This is a genomic window from Shewanella sp. Iso12, assembly GCF_012030025.1.
GTDB classification, from domain to species: domain Bacteria; phylum Pseudomonadota; class Gammaproteobacteria; order Enterobacterales; family Shewanellaceae; genus Shewanella; species Shewanella algae.
This window is the reverse complement of sequence record NZ_JAAUHW010000001.1, coordinates 440,148-463,893: the sequence shown is the minus strand read 5'-3', so window position 1 is coordinate 463,893 and position 23,746 is coordinate 440,148. Positions and strand designations below refer to the sequence as shown.

Annotated in this window: 16 protein-coding genes and 1 pseudogene; 13 read left to right on the top strand and 4 right to left on the bottom strand. The window is 53.9% G+C overall.

The genetic code is table 11. The annotated features are described in order from the left end of the window. Positions 1-99 precede the first annotated feature (99 nt). Positions 100-3,174: pseudogene (locus HCX89_RS02015) on the bottom strand (MexW/MexI family multidrug efflux RND transporter permease subunit). Next, positions 3,171-4,364, bottom strand: coding sequence for an efflux RND transporter periplasmic adaptor subunit (locus tag HCX89_RS02010; protein ID WP_144190923.1), 1,194 nt, complete (start codon positions 4,362-4,364; stop codon positions 3,171-3,173). Before HCX89_RS02010 ends, HCX89_RS02015 begins: the two are co-directional and overlap by 4 nt. Positions 4,365-4,483: 119 nt before the next feature. Here HCX89_RS02010 and soxR point away from each other — a divergent pair, with 119 nt between their 5' ends. Continuing rightward, positions 4,484-4,969 carry a redox-sensitive transcriptional activator SoxR gene (gene soxR / locus HCX89_RS02005; protein WP_044734174.1) on the top strand — a complete coding sequence of 162 codons (486 nt, stop codon included), beginning with the start codon at positions 4,484-4,486 and terminating at the stop codon, positions 4,967-4,969. A 108-nt stretch (positions 4,970-5,077) separates the two neighbouring features. Continuing rightward, on the top strand, positions 5,078-5,590 hold the full coding sequence (tadA, locus tag HCX89_RS02000) for a tRNA adenosine(34) deaminase TadA (protein ID WP_167714894.1): 513 nt from the start codon (positions 5,078-5,080) through the stop codon (positions 5,588-5,590). Between the two features lie 244 nt (positions 5,591-5,834). Here the strand turns inward: tadA and mltF are convergent, their stop codons facing one another. Continuing rightward, on the bottom strand, positions 5,835-7,286 hold the full coding sequence (mltF, locus tag HCX89_RS01995; RefSeq protein ID WP_167714892.1) for a membrane-bound lytic murein transglycosylase MltF: 1,452 nt from the start codon (positions 7,284-7,286) through the stop codon (positions 5,835-5,837). A gap of 291 nt (positions 7,287-7,577) precedes the next feature. Here mltF and purL point away from each other — a divergent pair, with 291 nt between their 5' ends. The 8 genes from purL to yidZ all read left to right on the top strand — a co-directional run bounded on the left by purL (position 7,578) and on the right by yidZ (position 19,556). Next, positions 7,578-11,459 carry a phosphoribosylformylglycinamidine synthase gene (purL, locus tag HCX89_RS01990; protein ID WP_167715144.1) on the top strand — a complete coding sequence of 1,294 codons (3,882 nt, stop codon included), beginning with the start codon at positions 7,578-7,580 and terminating at the stop codon, positions 11,457-11,459. 1,177 nt (positions 11,460-12,636) lie between these two features. Beyond that, positions 12,637-14,211, top strand: a complete 1,575-nt coding sequence (locus HCX89_RS01985) for a cytochrome ubiquinol oxidase subunit I (protein WP_025886552.1) — start codon at positions 12,637-12,639, stop codon at positions 14,209-14,211. 16 nt (positions 14,212-14,227) lie between these two features. Continuing rightward, positions 14,228-15,367: a cytochrome d ubiquinol oxidase subunit II gene (gene cydB / locus HCX89_RS01980; protein ID WP_028779211.1), complete on the top strand. Its 1,140-nt coding sequence runs from the start codon at positions 14,228-14,230 to the stop codon at positions 15,365-15,367. Between the two features lie 12 nt (positions 15,368-15,379). Further along, positions 15,380-15,493 (top strand): cytochrome bd-I oxidase subunit CydX, encoded by a 114-nt coding sequence (cydX, locus tag HCX89_RS01975; RefSeq protein WP_025009779.1) that lies wholly within the window; start codon positions 15,380-15,382, stop codon positions 15,491-15,493. A 61-nt stretch (positions 15,494-15,554) separates the two neighbouring features. Then, positions 15,555-16,139 (top strand): nucleotidyltransferase family protein, encoded by a 585-nt coding sequence (locus tag HCX89_RS01970; protein WP_144128635.1) that lies wholly within the window; start codon positions 15,555-15,557, stop codon positions 16,137-16,139. 417 nt (positions 16,140-16,556) lie between these two features. Next, a complete protein-coding gene (gene ompW, locus HCX89_RS01965) occupies positions 16,557-17,237 on the top strand; it encodes an outer membrane protein OmpW (RefSeq protein ID WP_045282445.1) in 681 nt (226 codons plus the stop codon). A 152-nt stretch (positions 17,238-17,389) separates the two neighbouring features. After that, positions 17,390-18,622, top strand: a complete 1,233-nt coding sequence (locus tag HCX89_RS01960) for an MdtL family multidrug efflux MFS transporter (RefSeq protein WP_254428338.1) — start codon at positions 17,390-17,392, stop codon at positions 18,620-18,622. Then, a complete protein-coding gene (gene yidZ, locus HCX89_RS01955; RefSeq protein ID WP_107111001.1) occupies positions 18,591-19,556 on the top strand; it encodes an HTH-type transcriptional regulator YidZ in 966 nt (321 codons plus the stop codon). The genes HCX89_RS01960 and yidZ overlap by 32 nt, the downstream gene beginning before the upstream one ends. A gap of 4 nt (positions 19,557-19,560) precedes the next feature. Here the strand turns inward: yidZ and HCX89_RS01950 are convergent, their stop codons facing one another. Next, positions 19,561-20,313, bottom strand: coding sequence for an SDR family oxidoreductase (locus HCX89_RS01950; RefSeq protein WP_044734178.1), 753 nt, complete (start codon positions 20,311-20,313; stop codon positions 19,561-19,563). Positions 20,314-20,430: 117 nt separating this feature from the next. On the opposite strand from HCX89_RS01950, the gene HCX89_RS01945 reads away from it, so the two are divergent. From HCX89_RS01945 to HCX89_RS01935, 3 genes are all read left to right on the top strand, one after another. Then, positions 20,431-20,844, top strand: coding sequence for a YbaY family lipoprotein (locus HCX89_RS01945; protein WP_025886564.1), 414 nt, complete (start codon positions 20,431-20,433; stop codon positions 20,842-20,844). A 53-nt stretch (positions 20,845-20,897) separates the two neighbouring features. Continuing rightward, the gene (metA, locus tag HCX89_RS01940; protein WP_167714890.1) at positions 20,898-21,842 is read left to right on the top strand and encodes a homoserine O-succinyltransferase; all 945 of its coding nucleotides are present in this window, start codon (positions 20,898-20,900) and stop codon (positions 21,840-21,842) included. 649 nt (positions 21,843-22,491) lie between these two features. After that, a complete protein-coding gene (locus HCX89_RS01935; protein ID WP_167714888.1) occupies positions 22,492-23,673 on the top strand; it encodes an acetyl-CoA C-acyltransferase in 1,182 nt (393 codons plus the stop codon). The last annotated feature ends 73 nt before the right edge of the window (positions 23,674-23,746 follow it).

Genomic DNA, 23,746 nt, shown 5'->3' with positions numbered 1-23,746 from the left:
GTCATGCCGCAAAATCGAATGCGGTGAAGTTAAGGAGCGCAGCGAATAATAAACTGCCCGCAATCGCGGGCAGTTTGGTCTTTCTATAGCGAGCCCGAGTTACTGGCTCTGCAATACAGGCGCCAACTGCTGCTGTCTTTCATCTATGCGGGTATGGTCCCGTGCCAGCAGGGTGTAGATGGTCGGCAATATAAACAGGGTAAACAGCGTGCCTATCAACATGCCGGAAACGATCACCAGGCCCAGACCGAAACGACTGGCGGCACCGGCGCCGCTGGCAAACAGCATGGGGATAAGCCCAAATACCATGGCGGCCGTGGTCATCAGCACCGGCCGCAGGCGGATCCTGGCGGCTTCCAGTATCGCCAGTTGACGGCTCAACTGTTTTTGCTGTTGCAGCTCGTTGGCAAACTCCACCATTAAAATACCGTGTTTACTGATAAGGCCTATCAGAGTGACCAACCCTATCTGGGTGTAGATATTGAGAGTGGTCAACCCTAGCGCCAGTGGCAGCAGGGCGCCGCAGATGGACAAAGGCACAGTGATCAGAATGATAAGCGGGTCAATCAGGCTTTAATACTGCGCCGCCAGCACCAGATAGATGATCAGCAGTGCAGCGATAAAGGCAAAGGCCAAACTGTTGCCTTCGTGCACATATTGGCGCGAGTCAGACTGCCAGTCATGGCTGTAGTCGGCGGGCAGTGCTGCAAGCTGCTGCTCGAGGAAGGCCACAGCTTGCCCCATGCTGACTCCCGGCGCTGGAATCGCCTGCAAGGTGGCGGCATTTTGCTGGCCGAACTGACTCAGACGGTTTGGCTCGACTCCTCGCTCGAGTGTGACCAAGCTGGAGAGGGGCACCAGAGTGCCATCAGTGCTGCGTACATACTGTTTGCCAAGCTCTTCGGCCGAGAGGCGTTGTTCCCTCAGGCTTTGGGGAATCACATCATAGGCGCGGCCATCCATGGCGAAGCGATTGACATAGTTCTCGCCTACCAGCAGCGCCAATGACTCGGCGATATCCTGCATCCTCACCCCTAAGCTGTTGGCCTTGGCCCTGTCGACACTGAGTTGCACCACTGGGTTGTTGTAATCCAGATCGCTGTCCACCACGACAAACAAACCGCTCTGGCGCGCCGCCTGCTTGATTTGCTCCATGGTTTGATAAAGCTCGGGGTAAGCGCCGGGGGAGCGCAATACCATCTGCACCGGCAGCCCGCCGGTGGAACCGGGCAGGGGTGCCAACTGGAAGGCAAAGATACTGCTGCCCGGGATAGTGCCCGCCAGTTGCTGCAGCTCGGCCTGAATAGCACTGGCGTCGCGGCTGCGTTCACTCCAGTCACTGAGATTGATACCGCCGAAACTGGCCGCCGGGCCGTCGGTGCCATTGATTATCCAGGTACCCTGGGTTTCCGGGATCCGGGTAAATATTTGATCCAACTGCCGGTTGAAGTGCTCAGCATACTCGAGATTGGCATGTTGCGGCGCCTTAATGGCGGTTAATACGCCGGCCTGATCTTCCGTGGGGGCCAATTCCCGCTGCGGCTGCAAATAGAGCCATGGAAGTGCAAGCATTACCAGCAGGGCGAAGCCCAAGCTAAGGGTTCTGTGGGCGAGTGACCATTTCAGCAAACGGCCATAGCTATCGCCCAAGCGCTCGAAAAAATGCTCGGCGGCGCGGGCCAGTCGGCCTTCGCTCTGCTTAGGTTGCAGCAACATTGAGCTCATCACCGGCGATAAGGTCAGGGCGACAATACCGGAGACAAGTACAGCACCGGCCAGGGTCAGGGCAAACTCACGAAACAGGCTGCCGGTGAGGCCGCCCATCAAGCCTATGGGGGCATAAACCGCCGCCAGAGTAATGGTCATGGCTATCACAGGGCCGGCCACTTCGCGGGCGCCTATCAGGGCCGCTGCGACCGGATGTTTCCCCTCTTCGATATGGCGGTGGACGTTTTCTACCACCACAATGGCGTCATCCACCACCAGGCCTATGGCCAGCACCATGGCCAAGAGAGTGAGCAGGTTAATGCTGAAACCAAAGGCCAGCATCAGTGCAGTGGCGCCGAGCATGGATAGGGGAATGGTGGCTATGGGGATCAGCACAGAGCGCAGCGACCCGAGACACAAGAGGATCACCAGCACAACTATCAACAGTGCTTCGAGCAAGGTGCGCAGCACTTCATCTATGGATGCCTGAATAAAGCGGGCGTTTTCATAGGCAAGCTCCACCCGAACACCCGGCGGCAAGGTTTTGCGGATCTCCGGCAACTGCTTGCGAATGCCATCCACTATGATCAGAGGATTGCCCTTGGGGGTGGCAAATAGCCCCAGATGCACAGCTGCCTGACCATCCATGGAGGCGCTGCTTTCTTTGGAAGCGGCGCCCAGTTCCACAGTGCCGACATCACCGAGGCGTACCAAGTCCCGCCCATCGTTTTTCAATACCAGCTCGCGAAAGGCTGCGACATCAGTGATATCGGTATTCACCTTAATATTGGCGACAACAAACTGGCCCTTGATCACACCGGGAGCGGCCTGAAAGTTGTTGCGACGCAGCGCATCGGCCACATCGGCGGCCGTCAGGCCTCGTCCGGCAAGCTTGTCGCTGTCGAGCCACAGGCGCACCGCCAGTTGTTGACCGCCAAACTGCTGGACCTTGGCCACACCGGTAATGCTGGCAAATCTGGGCTCGACCACCCGCGACAGATAGTCGGTCAGGGCCGGAATGCTCAGGCTGTCACTGGCAAAACCGACATAAGCCACGGCGGTGGATTCACCCGAGGAGCGCTCGATAACAGGATCGAAGGCATCCTTGGGCAATTTGTAGCGCACGGCACTGACCTTGGCCATCACTTCGGTCAGAGCCTGGGTGGAGTCACTGTTGAGTGTCATTCTGAGTTGAATTTGACTGCGGCCCTGGGTGGAGGATGAGGAGATAAAATCGACGCCCTCCACTGATGACAGCGCCTGAGTCAGCACCTGGGTCACAAAGCCTTGCATCAGCTCGGCCGAGGCGCCGGGATATTGGGTTGTCACACTGATAGTGGCGTTTTCCAGCTGCGGATATTGGCGCACCGGCAACTTGCCGACGGAGAACAGCCCCAGCAACAGGATAAGACTGCTGACCACCAGTGCCAGCACCGGACGCTCGACAAAACGGTCGGTGAATCTCATTGTGATTGCCCCTTGCTCTGATAAAGCAGCGCTGCGGTGAGGCTGTCCTGGCCCGTGCTGCTGACCTGGACGCCATCGCTCAGCCTGAGCTGCCCGGAGGTGACCACCAGTTGATCAAGCGACAGGCCGGAGATGACCTCGACCCAGCCATTCTGACGTTGGCCGGTTTTAACTGCCACTTTGTGGGCCGTGAGGCTTTGTTCTCCGGCATCGACCCGAAACACGGTTTCGCCCCAGGTGTTATAGGTGATGGCGCTCTCGGGGATCATCAGCGCCTGGCGTCTGGACTTTTCCAAGGCTACGCGGGCAAACATGCCGGCTCTCAGCTTGGCAGCACCATTCTTCTGGCTTGGATAGCTGGCCGCTTTTTCGGCAGGCTTGTCGTCGACTCGCTCTTTATCATCAGGCTCGCCATCAATAGGTTTTGGCAGCAATATCGCCTGCAGTTGCAGCATTCGTGAGCTGCCGACAATCGGCTCTATGGCGCTCAGTTTGGCGGGCCAGCTTTCATTGGGGCGTAAGTCTGTCCAGAGTTGCAATGTCTGCCCAAGCTCAAGTTTATCGGCCTGGGCTTCGCTGATCGCAAAGTTGATTTTGAGCTGACTGTCATCCACCAATTGGGCGATGGTTTCACCGGCGCCAAGGTATTGGCCCAAGTGAATTTTGCGGATCCCCAAGGTACCGGAGAAGGGGGCCTTGATGGCCTTTTGGGCTATCAGAGCCTGGGTTCGGGCGACAGCCGCGCGGGCCATATCGCGCTCGGCCAGGGCATTGTCCAGTGCTTCCCTGGAGGCCAGATTATCGGCGGCCAGGCTAACGAGACGCCGATAGGCACTCTCGGCTGCCAGTAACTGCGCCTCTTGCTGCAACAGTTCGGCTTGCTCCACCGCATCATTGAGCTGCACCAAGAGTTCACCGGCTTTAACCTGTTGCCCCGAGTCGAAGTGCAGCGCCGTTACCCGGCCAGATGTCTCGGCAGCGACGGCGATTTGGGCCGCGGCTTCAAGTTCGCCAACGGCGTCGAGTTGCTGTGGCAGGCTGATTTGTTGCACGCTGGCCAATGACACAGCCACAGGGCCATAACCATGGCCGCCACTGTCAGCCTCATCATCGGCTTTCAGGCCGTAGGTAAGACCCAGGCCGAGAAGCAGCGAAAGGCCAAGCATCAGAGATAGGGATTTGTTGATCATGATAGCGACAAGTTTCCTGTGTTTTTTGTCGTTTATGTAAAGGGGCCATCCTTGGCGGGGGTTGATTTATTCCTTCGGCGGCACTATAAAACCTCAAGTTAACTTGAGGTCAATAGTCAATGAACACAAAATTTACTGCCGAACCTGAAAATGATGACGAAGTGTCATCCCGCGGTGCTCTGACCATAGGCCAGGTCGCCAAACGCAGTGGGGTACCGGTGTCCACTATTCACTTTTATGAGTCCAAAGGGCTTATCAGCAGCCAGCGCAGCAGTGGCAACCAGCGGCGCTTTCCCTCGACTGTGCTTAGGTTGATTGCCATCATTAAGGTGGCGCAGCGCACCGGAGTGCCGCTGGAGGAGATAAAGCAGGCACTGGCCAAATACGGCACCAACGCCAAGTTGACGGCGGCGCAGTGGCGGACCATTTCCGCCGAGTTAAGGGCCTCGCTGGATGAGAGGATCAAGAAGCTGACCCGGCTGCGGGACGAGCTGGACAGCTGCATAGGCTGCGGTTGTTTATCGCTGGCCGAATGTCCACTCAGAAACCCAGATGATGTGCTGGGTCAGGAAGGCGCGGGCCCGAGGATCCTGGAGCGGCCTTGAGTCTATGCCGCATGCAGGCGCCGAAAGAGTCGATATCCGCGGATCTCGGATTTGGTACTGGTATTCATGCCAGTTATACTGGCGCCGCATTGAGAACGGATGGGTAAAATGACAGAGAATCGCGACTTACATTGGATGCAGTTGGCCATGGAGATGGCGCAAAAGGCTGAGGCCCTCGGGGAAGTGCCGGTAGGGGCGGTGCTGGTCAAAGATGACCAGCTTATTGCCTGCGGCTGGAATCAACCTATTGCCGCCAACGACCCCTGTGCCCATGCAGAAATCCTCTGCCTCAGGCAGGCGGGCAGTCAACTGGAAAACTACCGTCTGCTGGATACTACCCTCTATGTGACGCTGGAGCCTTGCGCCATGTGCGCCGGTGCCATGGTGCATGCCAGGGTGGGGAGACTGGTGTACGGGGCTGCGGATCCCAAGACAGGCGCGGCCGGTTCAGTGCTGGATCTGGTGCGTCATCCCCTGTTCAATCACAAGTTGGCGGTCAGTGCCGGGGTGATGGAACAGGAGTGCAGCGAACAGTTGAGCGCCTTTTTCAGGCGACGCAGACAGGAGCAGAAGACATTGAAGCAGGCAAGGAAGCTTAATCCGCCTGCTGCAGAAAACTGAAGAAGAGTTTGTGACGGTTGAGAATGCGTTTGTGACGGGTTTTAACCAGGCTGCGGCGACGGGCCATTGCATTGTTAATGGTCTTTCTTTTCATAAGCTTACCTTAGTTTATTCAGATGTCTTTGTTAGTTTTTTGGCATCAATGACAAGCTAACAGCTTATTTAAGCTTGCGCCAGCCCCAAATGGCGGGCAGCGCATCAAAGCAAGACTGTTTGGCGCGAAAATGAGTCGTGTGCGGGGTTTTCAGTTGGGCTGGGCACCGCTGAGTTCGGTTTCTTCCCCGGCCTGGGATTCCGCTTCTCTTTGTGCAGCCTCTTCCTGAGCCTGCTCCCTGGCCAGGGCTTCCAGTTTGGCCTGATTGTCTATCCACACCAGAGTGTCGTAGTAACGGCGAATGCTGTCGACATAATGCACCGCCTCGTTGCCTCTGGCATAGCCATAGCGGGTATGTTGGTAGTATTTGCGCTTTTGCAGCAAGGGTAATACCTGCTTGAGATCTTTCCAGGCACTGGGATTAAGGCCTTTGGCCTGTGCCAACTTACGGGCATCCTCCACATGGCCATAGCCTATGTTGTAAGAGGCGAGGGCAAACCACATCCGCTCCTCCTCCGGAATAGACTCAGGCAGGCGCACCAAAATGTCGCTCAGATAGCGGGCACCGCCACGGATGCTCTGCTCGGGATCGAGGCGATTCTCCACTCCCAACTGTTTGGCGGTTGCCAGGGTCAGCATCATCATGCCGCGCACGCCGGTCGGTGAGCGGGCCCTGGGGTTCCAGTGCGACTCCTGATAACTGGTGGCGGCCAGCTTGCGCCAGTCGAGTTCACCGGCATAGGTTTCAAACAGATGGCGGTACTTGGGCAGCTTGCTGTCGACCGCGCGGATAAAAGCGCGGGTGTCAACATAGTCGAAACGTTTGACATGGCCGAAGTACTTTTCCACCAAGTGTTCCAGCGTGCCGTCTCTTTGTTCCTGGTGCCAGAAACGCAGCAGTTGGCTCATCAGTTGATCGCTTCCCCGGGGTGGCAACAGCCAGACCACAGCCTGTTGCTGCTCCAGCACCTGGCCGGATCTCAGCTCAGGCATAAAACGGCGATTGATATTGATGCTGGTGGAATCTGAAATGGTGTAGCTGAGTTCGCCGCTGGCTATCATGCTCAGTAGCTCTTCATTATCCTTATCTGCGACCTGTTGCCACTCAAGGTTGGGATTATCTGCCTTGAGTCGGTTCAGGGTTTCCACAAACGACGAGTCGGCTATCACAGTAACAGGTGCATCCAGGGCGTTGAGATCTTTGGGGACAGGGGTGCCGGCGCGGTAGACCATCACCTGATTGACCCGATAAAGCGGTGGCCCGAGACGAAACTGTTGTCTGCGGCTACGGGTATCCGACAGCCCGGCGGCAATCAAATCTATCTCGTTTTGTTTCAGCGCCTGGTAGAGCTCATTGATATTGCCATAGGGCTTCATCTCCAGCGGCTTGCCGAGAAAGTCGGCGAAACGCGCCGCCATCTCATAATCAAACCCGGCACTGCCCTGGGTGGAAGAAACATAGATTTGTGGGCCATAGAGGGTGCCAACCCTGAGTTCCTTGGCCTCATTCACCGCAGGGATTACCTGAGTTTCATCCACGACAGCTTGCCGGCAGCCTGCCAGCAAGATTATCAGGGTGAGAGTCGCGGTGAATCGTTTCATTATCTATCGGTAAAAGCCCTTAGCCTGTGGTTTGCCGCTGAGATAGGGGTTATTCCTTTTGTTTGATTAATTTACAAATAAATTCAATAAATTGCGTCTTGGTTGCAGGCCTGGTATCCCCATGATTGAACCATGGGGGCAGGCACCGGAGGGTATATTACCCCATAGGATTACTTTATATCACAGGAAACACTGTTTTAAGCAAAGTCTGAGGTGATTTGTAGGGCGCATTTACCTATAATAGCGCCACCTCTGACCCTGTAATTATAAATAATAAGGTGATAAGACGTGATGGAGATCATCCGCGGAGCCCCCGCACTCTCGGCATTCAGAGTGCAAAAGCTGATGCAGGCCTGTGAAGCCGCCCAGCTTCCGGTAAAGCAAATCTATGCCGAATATGTTCATTTGGCTTATCTGAGCGAAGCGCTCAACCCCGATGACCAAGTGCAGTTGAGTAAGATTCTAACCTACGGTCCGGCCATCGAATCCCACGAGCCCCAAGGCACTCTCCTTTTTGTTACTCCCCGTCCCGGTACTATTTCTCCCTGGTCTTCCAAAGCCACCGATATCGCCCAAAACTGCGGCCTCAAGCAGGTAAAACGTTTGGAACGCGGTCTGGCTTATTATGTGGAATCCGACGCTCTGAGCGGCGAACAGCTCAAGAGCCTCAAGGCGCTGCTGCACGACCGCATGATGGAAGTGGTACTGGACAGCTTTGAAGCGGCCGATGTGCTGTTTGCCCGCACTGAGCCCAAGCCTTTTGTCAGCGTCAACATTCTCGGCGAAGGCCGCCGGGCGCTGGAAATCGCCAACCGCGAAATGGGCCTGGCCCTGGCCGATGATGAAATCGACTACCTGGTCACCAATTTCCTGCGCCTTGAGCGCAACCCCAACGACATTGAACTTATGATGTTCGCCCAGGCGAACTCAGAGCACTGTCGTCACAAGATCTTCAACGCCGATTGGACCATTGACGGCGAAGTGCAGCCCAAGTCGCTGTTCAAGATGATCAAGAATACCTATGAGAAGACCCCGGACTATGTGTTGTCGGCCTATAAAGACAACGCCGCAGTAATGACAGGTTTTGAAGCCGGGCGTTTCTTCCCCGACAGTGACGGCGTTTATCGCTATCACACAGAGCCGATGCATATTCTGATGAAGGTGGAGACCCACAACCACCCGACCGCCATCAGTCCTTATCCTGGTGCTGCCACCGGCTCGGGCGGTGAAATCCGTGACGAAGGCGCTACCGGCCGCGGCTCCAAGCCCAAGGCGGGTTTGACCGGCTTCAGCGTATCCAACCTCAAGATCCCGGGCTTTGTGCAACCTTGGGAAGGCGACTACGGCAAGCCGGACCGGATTGTGACTGCCTTTGACATCATGATCGACGGCCCTCTGGGCGGCGCCGCTTTCAACAACGAATTCGGTCGTCCGGCCCTGCTGGGTTACTTCCGCACCTATGAGCAGCAGGTTTGCAGCCACAACGGTGTCGAGGTGCGCGGTTATCACAAGCCTATTATGCTGGCCGGCGGCCTTGGCAACATTCGTGAAGAGCACGTACAGAAAGGGGAGATCTCCTTAGGCGCCAAGCTGATTGTACTGGGTGGCCCGGCGATGAACATTGGCCTTGGCGGCGGCGCGGCTTCCTCCATGACGTCCGGCCAGTCCAGTGAAGATCTGGACTTTGCCTCGGTGCAGCGGGAAAACCCGGAAATGGAGCGCCGCTGTCAGGAGGTTATCGACCGCTGCTGGCAGATGGGCGATGCCAACCCTATCCAGTTTATTCACGATGTGGGCGCCGGTGGTTTGTCCAACGCCTTCCCTGAGCTGGTCAGCGATGCCGGTCGCGGCGGTAAGTTTGAGCTGCGTAACGTGCCTTCCGATGAGCCAGGCATGAGCCCGCTGGAGATCTGGTGTAACGAATCCCAGGAGCGTTATGTGCTGTCTGTGGCAGCCGAAAACCTGGATACCTTCGCCGCCATTTGTGAGCGCGAGCGTGCGCCATTTGCCGTGGTGGGCGAGGCGGTTGCCGAGCAGCACCTGAGCCTGAGCGACGAGCACTTTGACAACAAGCCTATCGACTTGCCGCTGGAAGTCTTGCTGGGCAAACCACCGAAGATGAGCCGTGATGTAGTGAGTCAAAAGGCGCAGTCTGCGGCGCTGGATGAAGCTTCCATCGATCTCGCACAAGCCGTTAAGCGGGTGCTGACTCTGCCAACCGTTGCCGACAAGAGCTTCTTGATCACCATAGGCGATCGCACGGTAACCGGCTTGGTGAACCGCGATCAGATGGTCGGCCCCTGGCAGGTACCTGTGGCGGATTGCGCCGTTACCGCCGCCTCGTTCGACAGCTATGTGGGCGAAGCCATGTCCATGGGCGAGCGCACTCCGCTGGCCTTGCTGGATTTTGGCGCCTCGGCGCGGATGGCCGTGGCCGAATCCTTGCTGAACATGGCCGGTGCCGATATCGGCTCACTGAAGCGCATTAAGCTGTCGGCCAACTGGATGTCTGCAGCCGGTCACCCGGGTGAAGATGCCGGCCTCTATGAGGCGGTCAAGGCAGTGGGTGAAGAGCTGTGCCCTGAGCTTGAACTGACCATTCCCGTGGGCAAAGACTCGATGTCGATGAAGACCGCCTGGGAAGACAAGGGCGAGCAGAAGGCGGTTACCGCACCTATGTCGCTGATCATCTCTGCCTTCGGTGCGGTGCGCGACATTCGCAATACCGTGACTCCTGAGCTGCGTACCGACAAGGGCGAAACTGTATTGTTGCTGGCCGATCTGGCCAAGGGCAAGACTCGTCTGGGCGGTTCCTGCCTGGCGCAGGTGTTCGGTGAGCTTGGCGATATCGCGCCGGATCTGGATCAGGCAGCCGTATTGAAAGCTTTCTTCGAGGTGACTCAGCAGTTGGTGGCCGAGCGGAGCTTGCTGGCTTACCACGACAAGAGTGACGGCGGTCTGTTCACCACCTTGGTGGAAATGGCCTTCGCCGGTCACACTGGCCTGAATGTGGATATTTCTGCGCTGGCCGGCAGCGCCCTGGCGCGCCTGTTCAACGAAGAGTTGGGCGCCGTGCTGCAGGTGAGCAAAGACCAAGCCGCCGAGATTATCAAGGCTTACACTGATGCCGGTGTGGATTGTCATCCGATAGCAGAGCTGAGCGACGATGGCCGCATCCGTATCCAGGATCAATGTGCTGAAATTTATAGTGCTTCACGTACCGAGCTGCGTAAGCTCTGGTCTGAAACCACCTACAGAATGCAGGCGCTCAGGGACAACCCTGAGTGTGCCCGTGAAGAGTTTGACCTCAAGCTGGATGAAACCGATCCCGGCCTGACGGTTAACTTAAGCTTTGATCCGGCAGAAGATGTTGCTGCTCCTTATATCCTCAAGGGCGCTGCGCCCAAGATGGCGATTTTGCGTGAGCAAGGGGTCAACTCGCATATCGAGATGGCAGCCGCCTTCGAGCGTGCCGGTTTTGAAAGCCGCGATGTGCATATGTCGGATATCCTCAGTGGCCGTATCAGCCTGGAAGAGTTTCAGGGGCTGGTGGCCTGTGGTGGCTTCTCTTACGGTGATGTATTGGGCGCCGGTGAAGGTTGGGCCAAGTCCATCCTGTTCAACAGCCGTGCCCGTGAGGACTTCAGCCGCTTCTTCGAGCGTGCCGACAGCTTTGCTCTGGGTGTTTGTAACGGTTGCCAGATGCTCTCCAACCTCAAGGAGATCATTCCGGGTACCGAGCATTGGCCGCACTTTGTCCGTAACCGCTCTGAACGCTTTGAAGCGCGTTTTAGCCTGGTGGAAGTGCAGCAAAGCCCATCGCTGTTCTTCAGCGGTATGGCCGGCTCCAGAATGCCGATTGCCGTTTCCCACGGGGAAGGGCGTGCCGAGTTTGCTTCAGCTGCCGCCATGGCGGCTGCCGAGCAGAGCGGCACTGTGGCGCTGCGTTATGTCAATGGTAAAGGTGAGGTGGCCAGCTTGTATCCACAGAACCCCAACGGCTCGCCCAACGGCTTGTCCGGGATCTGTAGCCTGGATGGCAAAGTCACCATCATGATGCCTCACCCTGAGCGGGTGTTCCGCACAGTCGCCAACTCCTGGCATCCGGAAAACTGGGGTGAAGACAGCCCTTGGATGAGAATGTTCCGTAACGCCAGAGTGAAGTTGGGATAAGGTTAAAAATCATCCCATAAAGGGTAAAAAAAGGCGGGTATTTATAACCCGCCTTTTTTATTTAACTTTTGCCCTACAGTAAAAACTTTAAATCATCAATAGGTTGCACTTTGTTCAATATATTCTTATGTATTGAAGTGTCAAAATGCAGGCTTTACAGCGCTTAACAGGCTAAAGCCGGACTAAGGCTGGAATCACTCTTTAATGGCTGCAGAGACGAAAAAGCCCCATAGGAATACCTATGGGGCCGTTTTGCGCTAACAAAACTTCAAGACAAGCAGTTGCTCAGCTGTGATTAGTAAACCAGTTGAGACTTGTAAAGTTCAACAAAAACAGGCTTGTAGCAGTTAACCAGACGTTCAAAAAACTTTTTCATAACGATATCTCCACACAAAGTTCAGTCAATGTGCGCGGAGGAAGGTCTGCAGATATTGATGTCGGCCGACCCGAGCGTCTCCTTAACACAGGCTACATATTAGTCAACCCTGGCGGCTTTATCAAACGAGAAATAATATGATATGAGATTAGAAAAATTAATCTGAATTTTTGGTGATTTTTATGTTTGGTTAATTGGCTTTTATTTATTTCACCATAATCAAAAGGTTAAAAAATAATGAGATCGAAGTCACACGATTTGAGTTAGCATATTTAACCTTGAAAATTGTTAAAAAGTTTATTTTAGCTTGTTTGTATATGTTTTTGCCTAAAGCATCCAAAATGATGGATTATTTATAGTTGGTGCAAATGCTCTAACAGGATTTTGCCACAAAGTCAATACTCATCCTTGGTGGCTGTGTGCCCCTCCGCAAAACCCAGCTAAAGCCCGGAGTTTGATTGATTTGCGTCAAATTCAAGTGGTATAAAATCAGGGCAAATCTTAGCTGAACTAATAACGCAAGTGCCTGATATTAAATAATTTGCAAATATTGGAACACTGGCAAATGCTGATGCTGATCGCATAAATCTGCAAAAGCGTGATTCGCCTCTCGTTAAGGCCGCCAAAAACCGATTTTTAAGCTTTTGGTGAGTTAAAGCGCAGCAACGCGAATCATTTGGGTGGTTTATCCGGGTTTCCGGGTAGATAAGAAATTAATGAACTAAGCTATCCAACTCACCACCTGTTGTCTTTGATGGGGATCTGAAGACAACGGGCGGAGCACCATGTAAGGAGTCACAAATGATAGTTGAAGAAGTCGTTGAGCTATCGCGCATACAATTCGCGCTGACAGCCATGTATCACTTCTTGTTTGTTCCTTTGACTTTGGGTTTGGCCTTCCTGCTGGCAATCATGGAATCACTCTATGTGATGACAGATAAGCAGATCTACAAGGACATGACTAAATTCTGGGGCAAACTTTTCGGTATTAACTTTGCCCTGGGGGTTACCACAGGTCTGGCAATGGAGTTCCAGTTCGGTACCAACTGGTCCTACTACTCACACTACGTGGGTGACATTTTCGGTGCTCCTCTTGCGATTGAGGGCTTGATGGCCTTCTTCCTGGAATCCACTTTCGTGGGTATGTTCTTCTTCGGTTGGGACAGATTCTCCAAGCGTCAACACTTGGCTGTGACCTGGTTGGTTGCTTTGGGAAGTAATTTGTCTGCGTTGTGGATCCTGGTCGCCAACGGCTGGATGCAAAACCCTGTGGGTAGCGTGTTCAACTATGAAACCATGCGCATGGAAATGACCAGCTTCGCAGAAGTGGTATTTAACCCAGTCGCTCAGGTTAAATTTGTTCACACTGTTGCTTCCGGTTATGTAGCCGGTGCCATGTTTGTTCTGGCTATCAGTTCTTACTACATCCTCAAGAAGCGTGACCTGCCATTTGCCCGCCGCTCTTTCGCCATTGCGGCGAGTTTTGGTATGGCCTCTATCCTGTCTGTTATCGTACTGGGTGACGAATCCGGTTATAAAGTTGGTGAAGCTCAGCGGGTGAAACTGGCGGCGATTGAAGCTGAATGGCACACAGAGCCTGCTCCGGCAGCCTTTACTGCGATAGGTTTCCCTAACCAGGAAACCATGCATACCGACTATGCCATCAAGATCCCATATGCCATGGGTATCATAGCTACTCGTTCTATCGATGAAGAAGTGACAGGAATCAAGGATCTGATCGCCGAGCACGAAGTTCGCATCCGCAACGGTATGAAGGCTTATGCCCTGCTTGAGCAGTTGCGTGCCGCCAAGGCTGACCCTGCTATTGAGGAAGATCCTGCGGTTCGCGCGGCTTTCGAAGAGCAGAAAGTTGACCTGGGTTACGGTCTGTTGCTGAAGCGCTACACAGATAAAGTGGTCGATGCCACCGAAGAGCAGATTAAGGCGGCCGCCAGGGATTCTATTCCAAGCGTAGCACCGCTGTTCTGGAGCTTCCGTATCATGGTGGGCCTTGGTTTCGTCATGCTGGTAGTGTTTGCAGCTGCCTTCTGGCAGAGCACCCGTCATCAGATTGAAGAGAAGAAGTGGGTACTCAAAGCTGCGCTCTACAGCTTGCCTCTGCCTTGGATCGCCATCGAGTGTGGTTGGTTTGTGGCCGAGTATGGTCGTCAGCCATGGACTATCTCCGAGATTCTCCCGACCTTTGTGTCTGCTTCCAGCCTGACGGCGGCCGATCTCTGGTTCAGTATCATCAGCATTACTCTGTTCTACACAGTGCTGCTGGTTATCGAGCTCTTCCTGATGTTCAAGTTTGCGCGCCTGGGTCCAAGCAGTCTCAAGACCGGCCGTTATCACTTTGAAAAACTAGAAGCCTGAGCAGAGGGATTTCATTATGTTTGATTATGAAATATTAAGATTTATCTGGTGGTTGTTAGTTGGCGTCTTGCTCATAGGCTTCGCTATTACTGATGGCTTTGACATGGGGGTAGGTGCCTTACTGCCAATCTTGGGTAAGGACGATACCGAGCGCCGGGTGATGATTAACACGGTTGCTCCTCACTGGGATGGTAACCAGGTGTGGTTGATCACCGGTGCCGGTGCCCTGTTCGCCGCTTGGCCTACTGTATATGCCGTTTCTTTTTCCGGCTTTTACGTGGCCATGATCATAGTGTTGCTGGCGCTGTACCTGCGTCCCGTTGGTTTCGACTATCGCTCCAAGATAGAAGATCCACGCTGGCGCAAGAGCTGGGACTGGGCATTGTTTGTCGCAGGTTTTGTTCCTCCGCTGATCATAGGTGTTGCCTTCGGTAACCTGCTGCAAGGCGTGCCTTTCAGCTTCGACGAGTACCTGCGTGCCCACTATGATGGTGGCCTGTTCGGTCTGCTCAATGGCTTTGGCCTGTTGGCCGGTCTGGTCAGTGCCTGTATGTTCATGATGCAGGGGGCTTGCTGGTTGCAGATGAAGACCGAAGGTGAGCTGCGCAATCGCGCCGCTGCAGCTTCACAGTTGACCGCACTGCTGCTGATTGTACTGTTCGGTGCAGCCGGTGTGTGGCTGGCTACCGGTATTGATGGCTATGTGGTGACTTCGGCTCTGGATACTAACGCTGTATCTGACCCAACCATGAAGACAGTTGAAGTTGTTTCCGGTGCTTGGATGGCCAACTACGACAAGTACCCAGTAACCATGCTGTTCCCTGCTTTGGGCCTGTTAGCGCCTGCCTTGGTGCTGCTGACCAGCCGTATGGGGCGTAGCGGTTTCGCCTTCCTGTTCAGCTCACTGGCCATTGCCGGTATCATCCTGACCTGTGGCGCGGCTATGTTCCCATTCGTGATGCCTTCATCACAGGAGCCTAACGTCAGTCTGACCATGTGGGATGCTACCGCCAGCCAGATGACTCTGACTGTGATGACTTGGGTTGCGATCATCTTTGTACCAACAGTGTTGAGTTACACCTGCTGGACTTACTACAAGATGTATGGCCGTCTGAACCGTCAGCACATTGAAAACAACAGCACATCACTTTACTAAGGAGCCTGAATTATGTGGTATTTCACTTGGATACTCGGCATTTTATTGGCTTGTTCCTTCGGTATCATTAATGCTCTCTGGTTGGAAAATACAGAGAACATGGATAGAGACACTGAAGAGAAGTGATAGCTTGAGTTAAACTCAAAGGCCTCCGCTCTGCGGGGGCTTTTGTCTTTTTAAGGGGGCTATGGTGGCAAATGATAAGCTTGAGTCGAGAGGGCCGCAGCAGGTCAGTGAAAGTGAGGCGGCTGAGCTGATTGAAAACTGGCTCAGGCAGGACAGGATGCGAATGCAGGCACTTGAGTGTGTTGCAAACCTTGGGCCTATTGATGCCTGGGTAGCCGCGGGATTTGTCCGTAATCTGGTGTGGGACAAGTTGCACGGCAGTGTATCCAGGCTCAGCGACATAGATGTGCTCTACTTTGAGCCAAACGACAGCTCGGAAGTCACCGACAGGGCCTATGAGGCCAAGTTGGCCACAGCACTCGACTTACCATGGTCGGTAAAGAACCAGGCCAGAATGCACCTTAAAAACCACCATAAACCCTATACTTCAGTGATTGATGCCATGAGTTACTGGCCAGAGCAGCAAACGGCCCTGGCTGTCAGGTTGAGGGCAGGGGAGCTGCAACTGCTCAATCTGTTCCCGCTTGGCCCATTACTGGCGTTGGAACTCAGTCCTAATCCCAAGAGCACTCCCGGCGTATTCGAGAGTCGGCTCAAGGCTAAGAACTGGTTGGCAAACTATCCGTTGCTGAAGAGGCTTTACTGAGTACTTTCTCAAGCATTCTCTGACACATTTATCTTGCCGATTGCAGTTATCTGGCATCCTCTGCTTCCTTTTCTCTCCAGTTAAAAACACCATTCTGTAAGTGCTGGTCAGCATATCTTACTGTGACTGATTGTTAATTTTTGGTTGTGAGTGGCTCAAGCGTCATTGCTCGAAAAATGTACTTTTCTTTCACTTTGGGGTTAGTGGAGTTTTGAACTGGCTCACTTATTTTAAAGGTGTAATATCAATAAATCTTTATTTTATGTGATCTGTTTCGCGCTTGTTGTATCTAAATCTGGGTACCTCTTAAAACGCTTGATGCAGATCAAAAATGTGAAGAATTAAATCTGGCAGTGTGGCCTCAGTTGTTATGGATGTAATAAAAAACAAAGCGCTGTGTTGTCGCTACGGAGTGAGATGATGAAAAAAAATATCGTATCAGGATTGATTGCCGCCGCCCTTTTTTCTACTGTTGCTGCCCCTGCATTGGCCCACAAGGCCGGTGACTTTATCGTTCGTGCCGGTGCCGTTGTGGTAGCCCCGGACGAGTCCAGCCAAAATGTTGTTACCCCGGATCTGGGAAATCTTGGCACCTTTAGTGTGGACAATAACACCCAGTTGGGTCTGAACTTCGGCTATATGCTGACAGATAACTTTGGTATCGAATTGTTGGCCGCGACCCCGTTCAGCCATGACGTATCTCTCGGAGAGCTGGGCAAGATTGCCGAAACCAAGCATCTGCCGCCTACCTTGGTGGCCCAGTACTACTTTGGTAATGCCGAGTCCAAGCTGCGTCCTTACGTGGGTGTCGGTGTTAACTACACCAATTTCTTCGACAATGAATTCACCAATGACGTCGGTGGCAAACTCTCTGATCTGAGCCTGAGTAACTCTTGGGGCTGGGCCGCACAAGTGGGTCTGGATTATCAGATCAACGATAACTGGTTGGTGAATGCTTCTGTGTGGTATGCCAAGATCAGCACGGATGTTAAGTTCAACTACCACTATGGCACCAGCAACAGCGAAGTTGCCGCTGTGACAATCGAGACTGATATCGATCCTTGGGTCTATATGGTCAGCATAGGTTACACCTTCTGATCTCCCACAAACCCAGCTCCCAACCCAAAGCTCCCAACTATTGAAAAGGCGCCTCTGGCGCCTTTTTTGTCATTGACGTCAGCTGTATGTTTTTCCTCTGAGGAAAATACTCTTGTCTTGATGGCAACTCGCTGGCATCAGTCCGGGCATTTATGCTGACAAGCAAATTCCTGCTCTATCAACTGATCATGCGTTATTACCTTATCTGTGCCTTTGCCTTGGTTTTACTCTATCCATTGGGGATCGATCTCTACTTGGTTGGCTTGCCCGAGATAGCCCGCACCCTGAACGCCGATGAGGCTCAATTGCACAACGCCTTTTCCTGTTATCTGGCGGGCATGGCTCTGGCCATGTTGCTCGGTGGGCATCTTGCCGATAGGCTTGGGCGCAAGCCGGTAGCCCTTTGCGGAGCGTTGATTTTTGTGCTGTCGTCGATTTGGGCCGCCACTACTCTATCAATCACGGCGTTTTTGTTTGCCAGGGCCGGACAGGGTATAGGTGCCGGAGCGGCCTATCTGGTGACCTTTGCCATTCTGCGGGATGTGCTTGATGACCAAAGACGAGCCAAAGTCTTGTCGATGATAAATGGAATTACCTGCATAGTGCCGGTTTTAGCGCCTGTGCTGGGGCATCTGGTTTTGCTGTATTTTCCCTGGCCGGCGCTGTTTGTATTGATGGCTTTGTTGGCTGCGGCGGCGCTGTTTTTGTGTTTGGGTTTGCAAGAGTCGCTTCCGGCCAAGACGGCGGGAGAATTGATAGCCGGTGAATCCTTGCTCTGTGTGACTTTCGTCTGTCGCTTATTGATCAGTTGTCTGGCCGTGACAGCGATACTCACCTTCGTCAATACTTCGCCCATGCTGTTGATGGAGCAGTTAGGGCTCGACAGTGGTGGCTACGCCTCAGCCATGGGTGGTTTGGCACTGATAAGCATGGTTATGGCCTTTGTTTCTCCCTGGCTAATAGATTCGATTGGCCAACAACGCATGTTGCAACTGTCGCAACTGGCTTTTGCCTTGGCGGCCACTGTACTGCTGTTGGCTGCGTCTCTGGCCGCAGAGCTTTGGCTATATTTGCTGGGCATTGGCTTTGTTTGCGCCGGTTTTTCTGTGGGGTTCGGGGTCACTATGAGCCAGGCTCTGGCCCCCTTTGCTCAGCGCTCGGCTCTGGCAAGTTCCATATTGGGGATCTGCCAGATAAGTTGGTCTGGAGCCTTCATTGCGATAAGTGCCTGGTTTGGATTGACGGCGAGCACCATGTTGATACTGAGCTTGCTGATCGCCGCTTTGGGCAGCATCATACTCCTGTATTTTACCTCGCGCGCTCCAATTAAGACCAATAGCCAATGGAAGCAAGATGAACAGAGCCTTACATCGCCTCGATCTTAACCTCTTGGTCACGCTGCAGATCCTGCTCAGTGAGCGTAGTGTTACCAGAGCGGCCAAACGCCTGTCGGTAACACCTTCTGCCGTGAGTAAATCTTTGACCAAGTTACGTCATTGGTTTGATGACCCTCTATTGGTTCGTTCTCCCCAAGGCCTGCTGCCGACGCCATTGGCGTTGGCATTGGCCGAAGAGTTGGCCGAGCTGTTTCAGTTGGCCAGCAGTATAGTGGCCAAACGCAATGTTGAAGTCCCCAAAGGGGTAGAGTTTCAGCTGATGTTGGAGTCACCATTCTACCTCGAATTGTTGCCTGAACTTCCAGGGTTGATTGATGCCCATTTCCCTGATTCCGTGGTGCGGATCCGCAATTGGGACTATGACTCCCTGGACGCCATTATTTCCGGCAAGGCTGACTTGGGGCTATCGGGGCGTGAGACTCATCCCGGCTCGCGGGAGACGCTGGCACTCTTGCCTGCGGCCGTGGATTATGAGGTCTTGTTCAGCGACGAGCCCTTGGTATATCTGCGGAAAGATCATCCCGCACTGCAACAAGTCTGGAGCCTGGAGACATTCCTTGAGTATCGGCAAATCAATATCGAGTGGGAAAAATGTGAGGGCTGGGCTCTGGATAGCCTGCTGGCTGAAAAAGGTCTGAAGCGGGATATCGCGTTGTCGGTTTCCCTGTTTGAGCAATCTTTATGGCTGGCATCACAGCCCGGGTCGCAGCTGTTAACCACGGCTCCAGGCTATTGCCGGACCTATGCGGCCAGGACATGCCCTGAGCTGGTGACCCGGCCATTGCCAATGGTTGCGGAAGATAGGGAAAAGCTCACCATTCTCTTTACCCTGATGTGGCACAAACGCAACAGCCACAATCCCAAGTTGCGCTGGCTTAAGGAAACCATTCGCCGGCAATTGGAACAGCGGCTGTCGCTTTAAAAGATTATTCCGCTTGCCCCTTGCGTTTCTTCACCTTCCAGTGGCGGGTATTGTAGATAAACTCGGGCAGCAGTTTGGTGAGCCAGGCAACCGTCGCCCAGCGTTTGGTGACATAGACCCGGCGCTTGCCTTTTTGCAGGGCGCGGATGATTTGCCCGGCAACCACATCTACGGGGGATAGCCATAGCCTGCTCTGCTGCAGCGCGGCCTTATCCAGCAAACCCAACTGAATATCCGTGATAGTGATCGGTAGTTTGAGCCTTTGGGCATGCATGGACAGACCCTCGAGATAGTTCATCCCAAAGGCTTTGGAGGCATGAAAGGCTACGCTGGGACCACCGCGAAGACCGGCAATGGAGTTGATAGCCGCAAGCTGGCCATAACCCTGCTCGCGAAACAGCCTGAAAGCTGTGTTGCAAACGGCGGCAAAGCCACGGACATTGACACTGATGATCTCATCTTCCAACTGCCAAGGCAGATCCGGGTGATAGGAGTTGAGTCCGGTATTGACCAACACCAGATGTGCACCCCCCAACTGTTGCCAAATCTGTTCCAGCTCGGCTATCAAGGTTTGTGGTTTATCTATGTCCAGGCCAAACACCTGAGCCTCGGTTGCCAGGGTGGCGGCAAACTCTTTCAATGAGTCGGGATCCTGTGCCAGCAATGCCAGTTTAGTGCCTTCATCGGCCAGGCGGCGGGCTATTTCACGGCTGAGGAGTGAGCTGGCGCCCACAATAATCGCAGTTGCTTGTGTCATAAGGATATTTGAACTCAAAAATGGAGTCCTATGATAGGATTATCCTCCCAGGTTCTCAATGATTAAACTTGGATGTATAGACATCCAGAAGTCTTTGTGTATGATTAGGAGCTAGCAATGAAAATGACAGGCAACTGGCTGCGACTGCCAATGATGGCGGCTGTAGCAGGAATGATGGCACTCACAGGTTGTGCGACCCCGAATGCCACAGTCGAAATTGATGGCGATGTTTGGTACCGCGAACGTATTGCCCTGCCACCGGAAGCCGTGCTGACGGTTCAGGTTCAGGACGTTTCCAAGGCGGATGCTCCGGCAGAAGTGCTGGCGGTTATTCAGCGCGACAGCGTGACCAGCCCAACGCCTTTTAAGTTTATTCTTGCCCGGGACCAGTTCCAGAGTGGCCACAGCTACAGTGTCAGTGCCAGGATCACTCTCAAGGATGACTTACTCTTTATCAATACCCAGGCTTATCTTGTCGATATCGACAAGGCTGAGCCGGTATCAGTCATGGTGCAAAAGGTAGGGCGCTAACAGGTATACCAAGCCAAGCGCCTTGCCCTGGATAGTTCAGGAGAGGCGCTTTTATGCCCGTAAGAATACCCGATAACCTGCCAGCCGCCGGCGTTCTTGAGTCGGAGAATATCTTCGTTATGTCCGAGAGCCGGGCGGCGATGCAGGATATACGGCCGATGAAGGTGTTGATCCTCAATCTGATGCCCAACAAGATTGAGACAGAAACCCAGTTGCTGCGGCTGTTGGGCAATACTCCGTTGCAGGTGGATATCGACCTGCTCAGGATCCACGACAAAGAGTCGAAACATACGCCGAGCGATCATCTCAACACCTTTTACCGTGACTTTGAAGATGTACGCCATCGCAACTATGACGGCCTGATCATCACTGGCGCCCCCCTGGGACAGCTGGATTTCGAGGAGGTCACTTATTGGGATCATATCCGCGAGATTATCGATTGGTCACAGGAGCATGTTACCTCGGTACTGTTTCTCTGCTGGGCGGCCCACGCTGGTTTTTATCACCTGTATCAACTCGAGCGTAAAATCCTTGCTGAAAAATGCTCCGGGGTTTATCAGCACAGGCGTATTCGCGCCCATGTGCCCTTGCTGCGCGGCTTTGATGATGAGTTTTATGCTCCGCACTCCCGCTATGCCCAAATGGATGTGGACGAGCTTAAGGCGCATCCCGAACTGACAGTGCTGGCCGAGTCAGACCAAGCCGGTGCCTATCTGGTGATCAGTAAGGACAATCGCAACCTGTTTGTGATGGGGCACCCCGAGTATCGCAAGTCGACCCTTAAAGATGAGTACCAAAGAGATCTGGCAGCCGGGTTGGCGCCCAAGATCCCGCAAAACTATTTCCGCAACGATGACCCAGAGGCTGAAGCGATAGCTCGTTGGTATAGTCACGGTAGTCTGTTGGTGAGTAACTGGCTCAACTATTATGTCTACCAGTTAACCCCTTATGACTTATCGGATCTCAGTGCTATTACTCCCTGGGAGCAGAGTAGCTGAGCTGCAAATGCCAAACGTTTTGTTGGCGGGAGTCGCAATCTTGTGACTCAAGGAAGGTGCGAACAAGTCCCATGTGTGCTCTGCGCCGGCTTACGGGCCTGGATGCAAGGCGTGGTTCGCAGCAAATGGCCCGAGTCCTTTGCTAGAGGCACAACACAGCAGGCAGGCCTGTAAGCCACGCCCTTCGGGGCTTTCACAGCAACCGGCTCTCTGCGTTATCCGACTTCGCCAGGCCCCGGCATGCCTTCAGTCAGATGCCTTGAACGCCAATTGCTGTGTAAGCCACTCTCTACATAAGAGAAGGCCACTAGGACTTATTCGCACCTTCCCTAAGTCCTAAAGGGCTTAGCTCATATTAAGCCAGATGGCGTCGGCCTCTACTGCCTATGCTTCCTCAAACTGATACTTCCTTCCCTAACCTTTTCTAAGCCGTAGTGTTTTGGCTTTATTTCAGGGCACAAGCTGTCATCCTGCTGTAAATCCTCCCTGACAAAAATACCTATAAACAGAGCCTGTATTAGACTAATTAGTACTTGCCTTACGTTCGCGTAAACGTCAAAGTGGCAGCAACAGAGTGCAAATTTGCTGCACCTAACACCGCCGGCCTGCTGTTGGGCCGGTGTTTGGGTGCCCAACAAGGGAGTCAACAATGAGTCGTCCTCAGGATATTGTTATCGTCGCCGCCAAACGAACCGCCATGGGCGGTTTTCAGGGCTGTCTTTCCACTGTGCCTTCTCCTCAGCTGGCGGCTTCCAGCATCAAGGCCTTGATGGAAACTACAGGTGTGAAGGGCGAACAGGTCGATGAAGTGCTGATGGGATGTGTATTGCCGGCTGGTCTGGGGCAGGCCCCTGCCAGACAGGCGGTTTTGGGGGCAGGTTTGCCCCAGTCTGTTGGCGCAACCACAGTCAACAAGGTGTGCGGCTCTGGGATGAAAACCGTGATGCTGGCACACGATCTTATCAAGGCCGGCAGTGCCAATATCGTGATTGCCGGTGGTATGGAGAGCATGAGTCAGGCGCCGTATCTGCTGGATAAGGCTCGCGGCGGCATGCGTATGGGCCACGGTAAGGTGCTGGATCATATGTTCCTCGATGGGCTGGAAGATGCCTACACAGGTGGCGCCATGGGAACCTTTGCCCAGAAAACTGCCGACGATTTTGGCCTGACCCGTGAAGCCATGGACGCCTTTGCCCTGAGCTCACTGGAAAAAGCCAATGCAGCCATCACCTCAGGTGCCTTCAAGGAGGAGATAGTTCCGGTAACCGTAAGCAGCCGCCGCGGCGATACTCTGATTGATACCGATGAGCAGCCCGGCAATGCCCGCCCTGACAAGATCCCGGCGCTACGCCCCGCTTTTGCCAAAGACGGCACCATTACCGCCGCCAACTCCAGTTCGATTTCCGACGGTGCCGCCAGTTTGATGCTGATGAGCCGTGAGCAGGCCGAAAACCTGGGGCTGGCAGTGATGGCCACCATCAAGGGCCACGCTACCCATTCCCAAGAGCCGGCCATGTTTACCACGGCGCCCGTGGGCGCCATGCAAAAACTCTTGGCACAGACCGGCTGGAGCAAGGATGAGGTCGACCTTTTCGAAATCAACGAAGCCTTCGCCATGGTGACCATGTTGGCCATCAGTGAGTTGGGGCTGGATGCCGCCAAGGTCAACGTCAATGGCGGTGCCTGTGCGCTCGGTCATCCGATAGGTTGCTCCGGCGCCCGTCTGCTGGTGACTCTTGTTCATGCGCTCAAGGCCCGAGGCCTCAAACGTGGCATGGCATCGCTGTGCATAGGTGGCGGTGAAGCCACTGCCATGGCGATTGAGATCTGATATCCAGTCGGCCGCGGCAGCGGCCGGCAACAAATTGAAGCAATCAACAAGACAGGAAACGGCGTCATCAAAA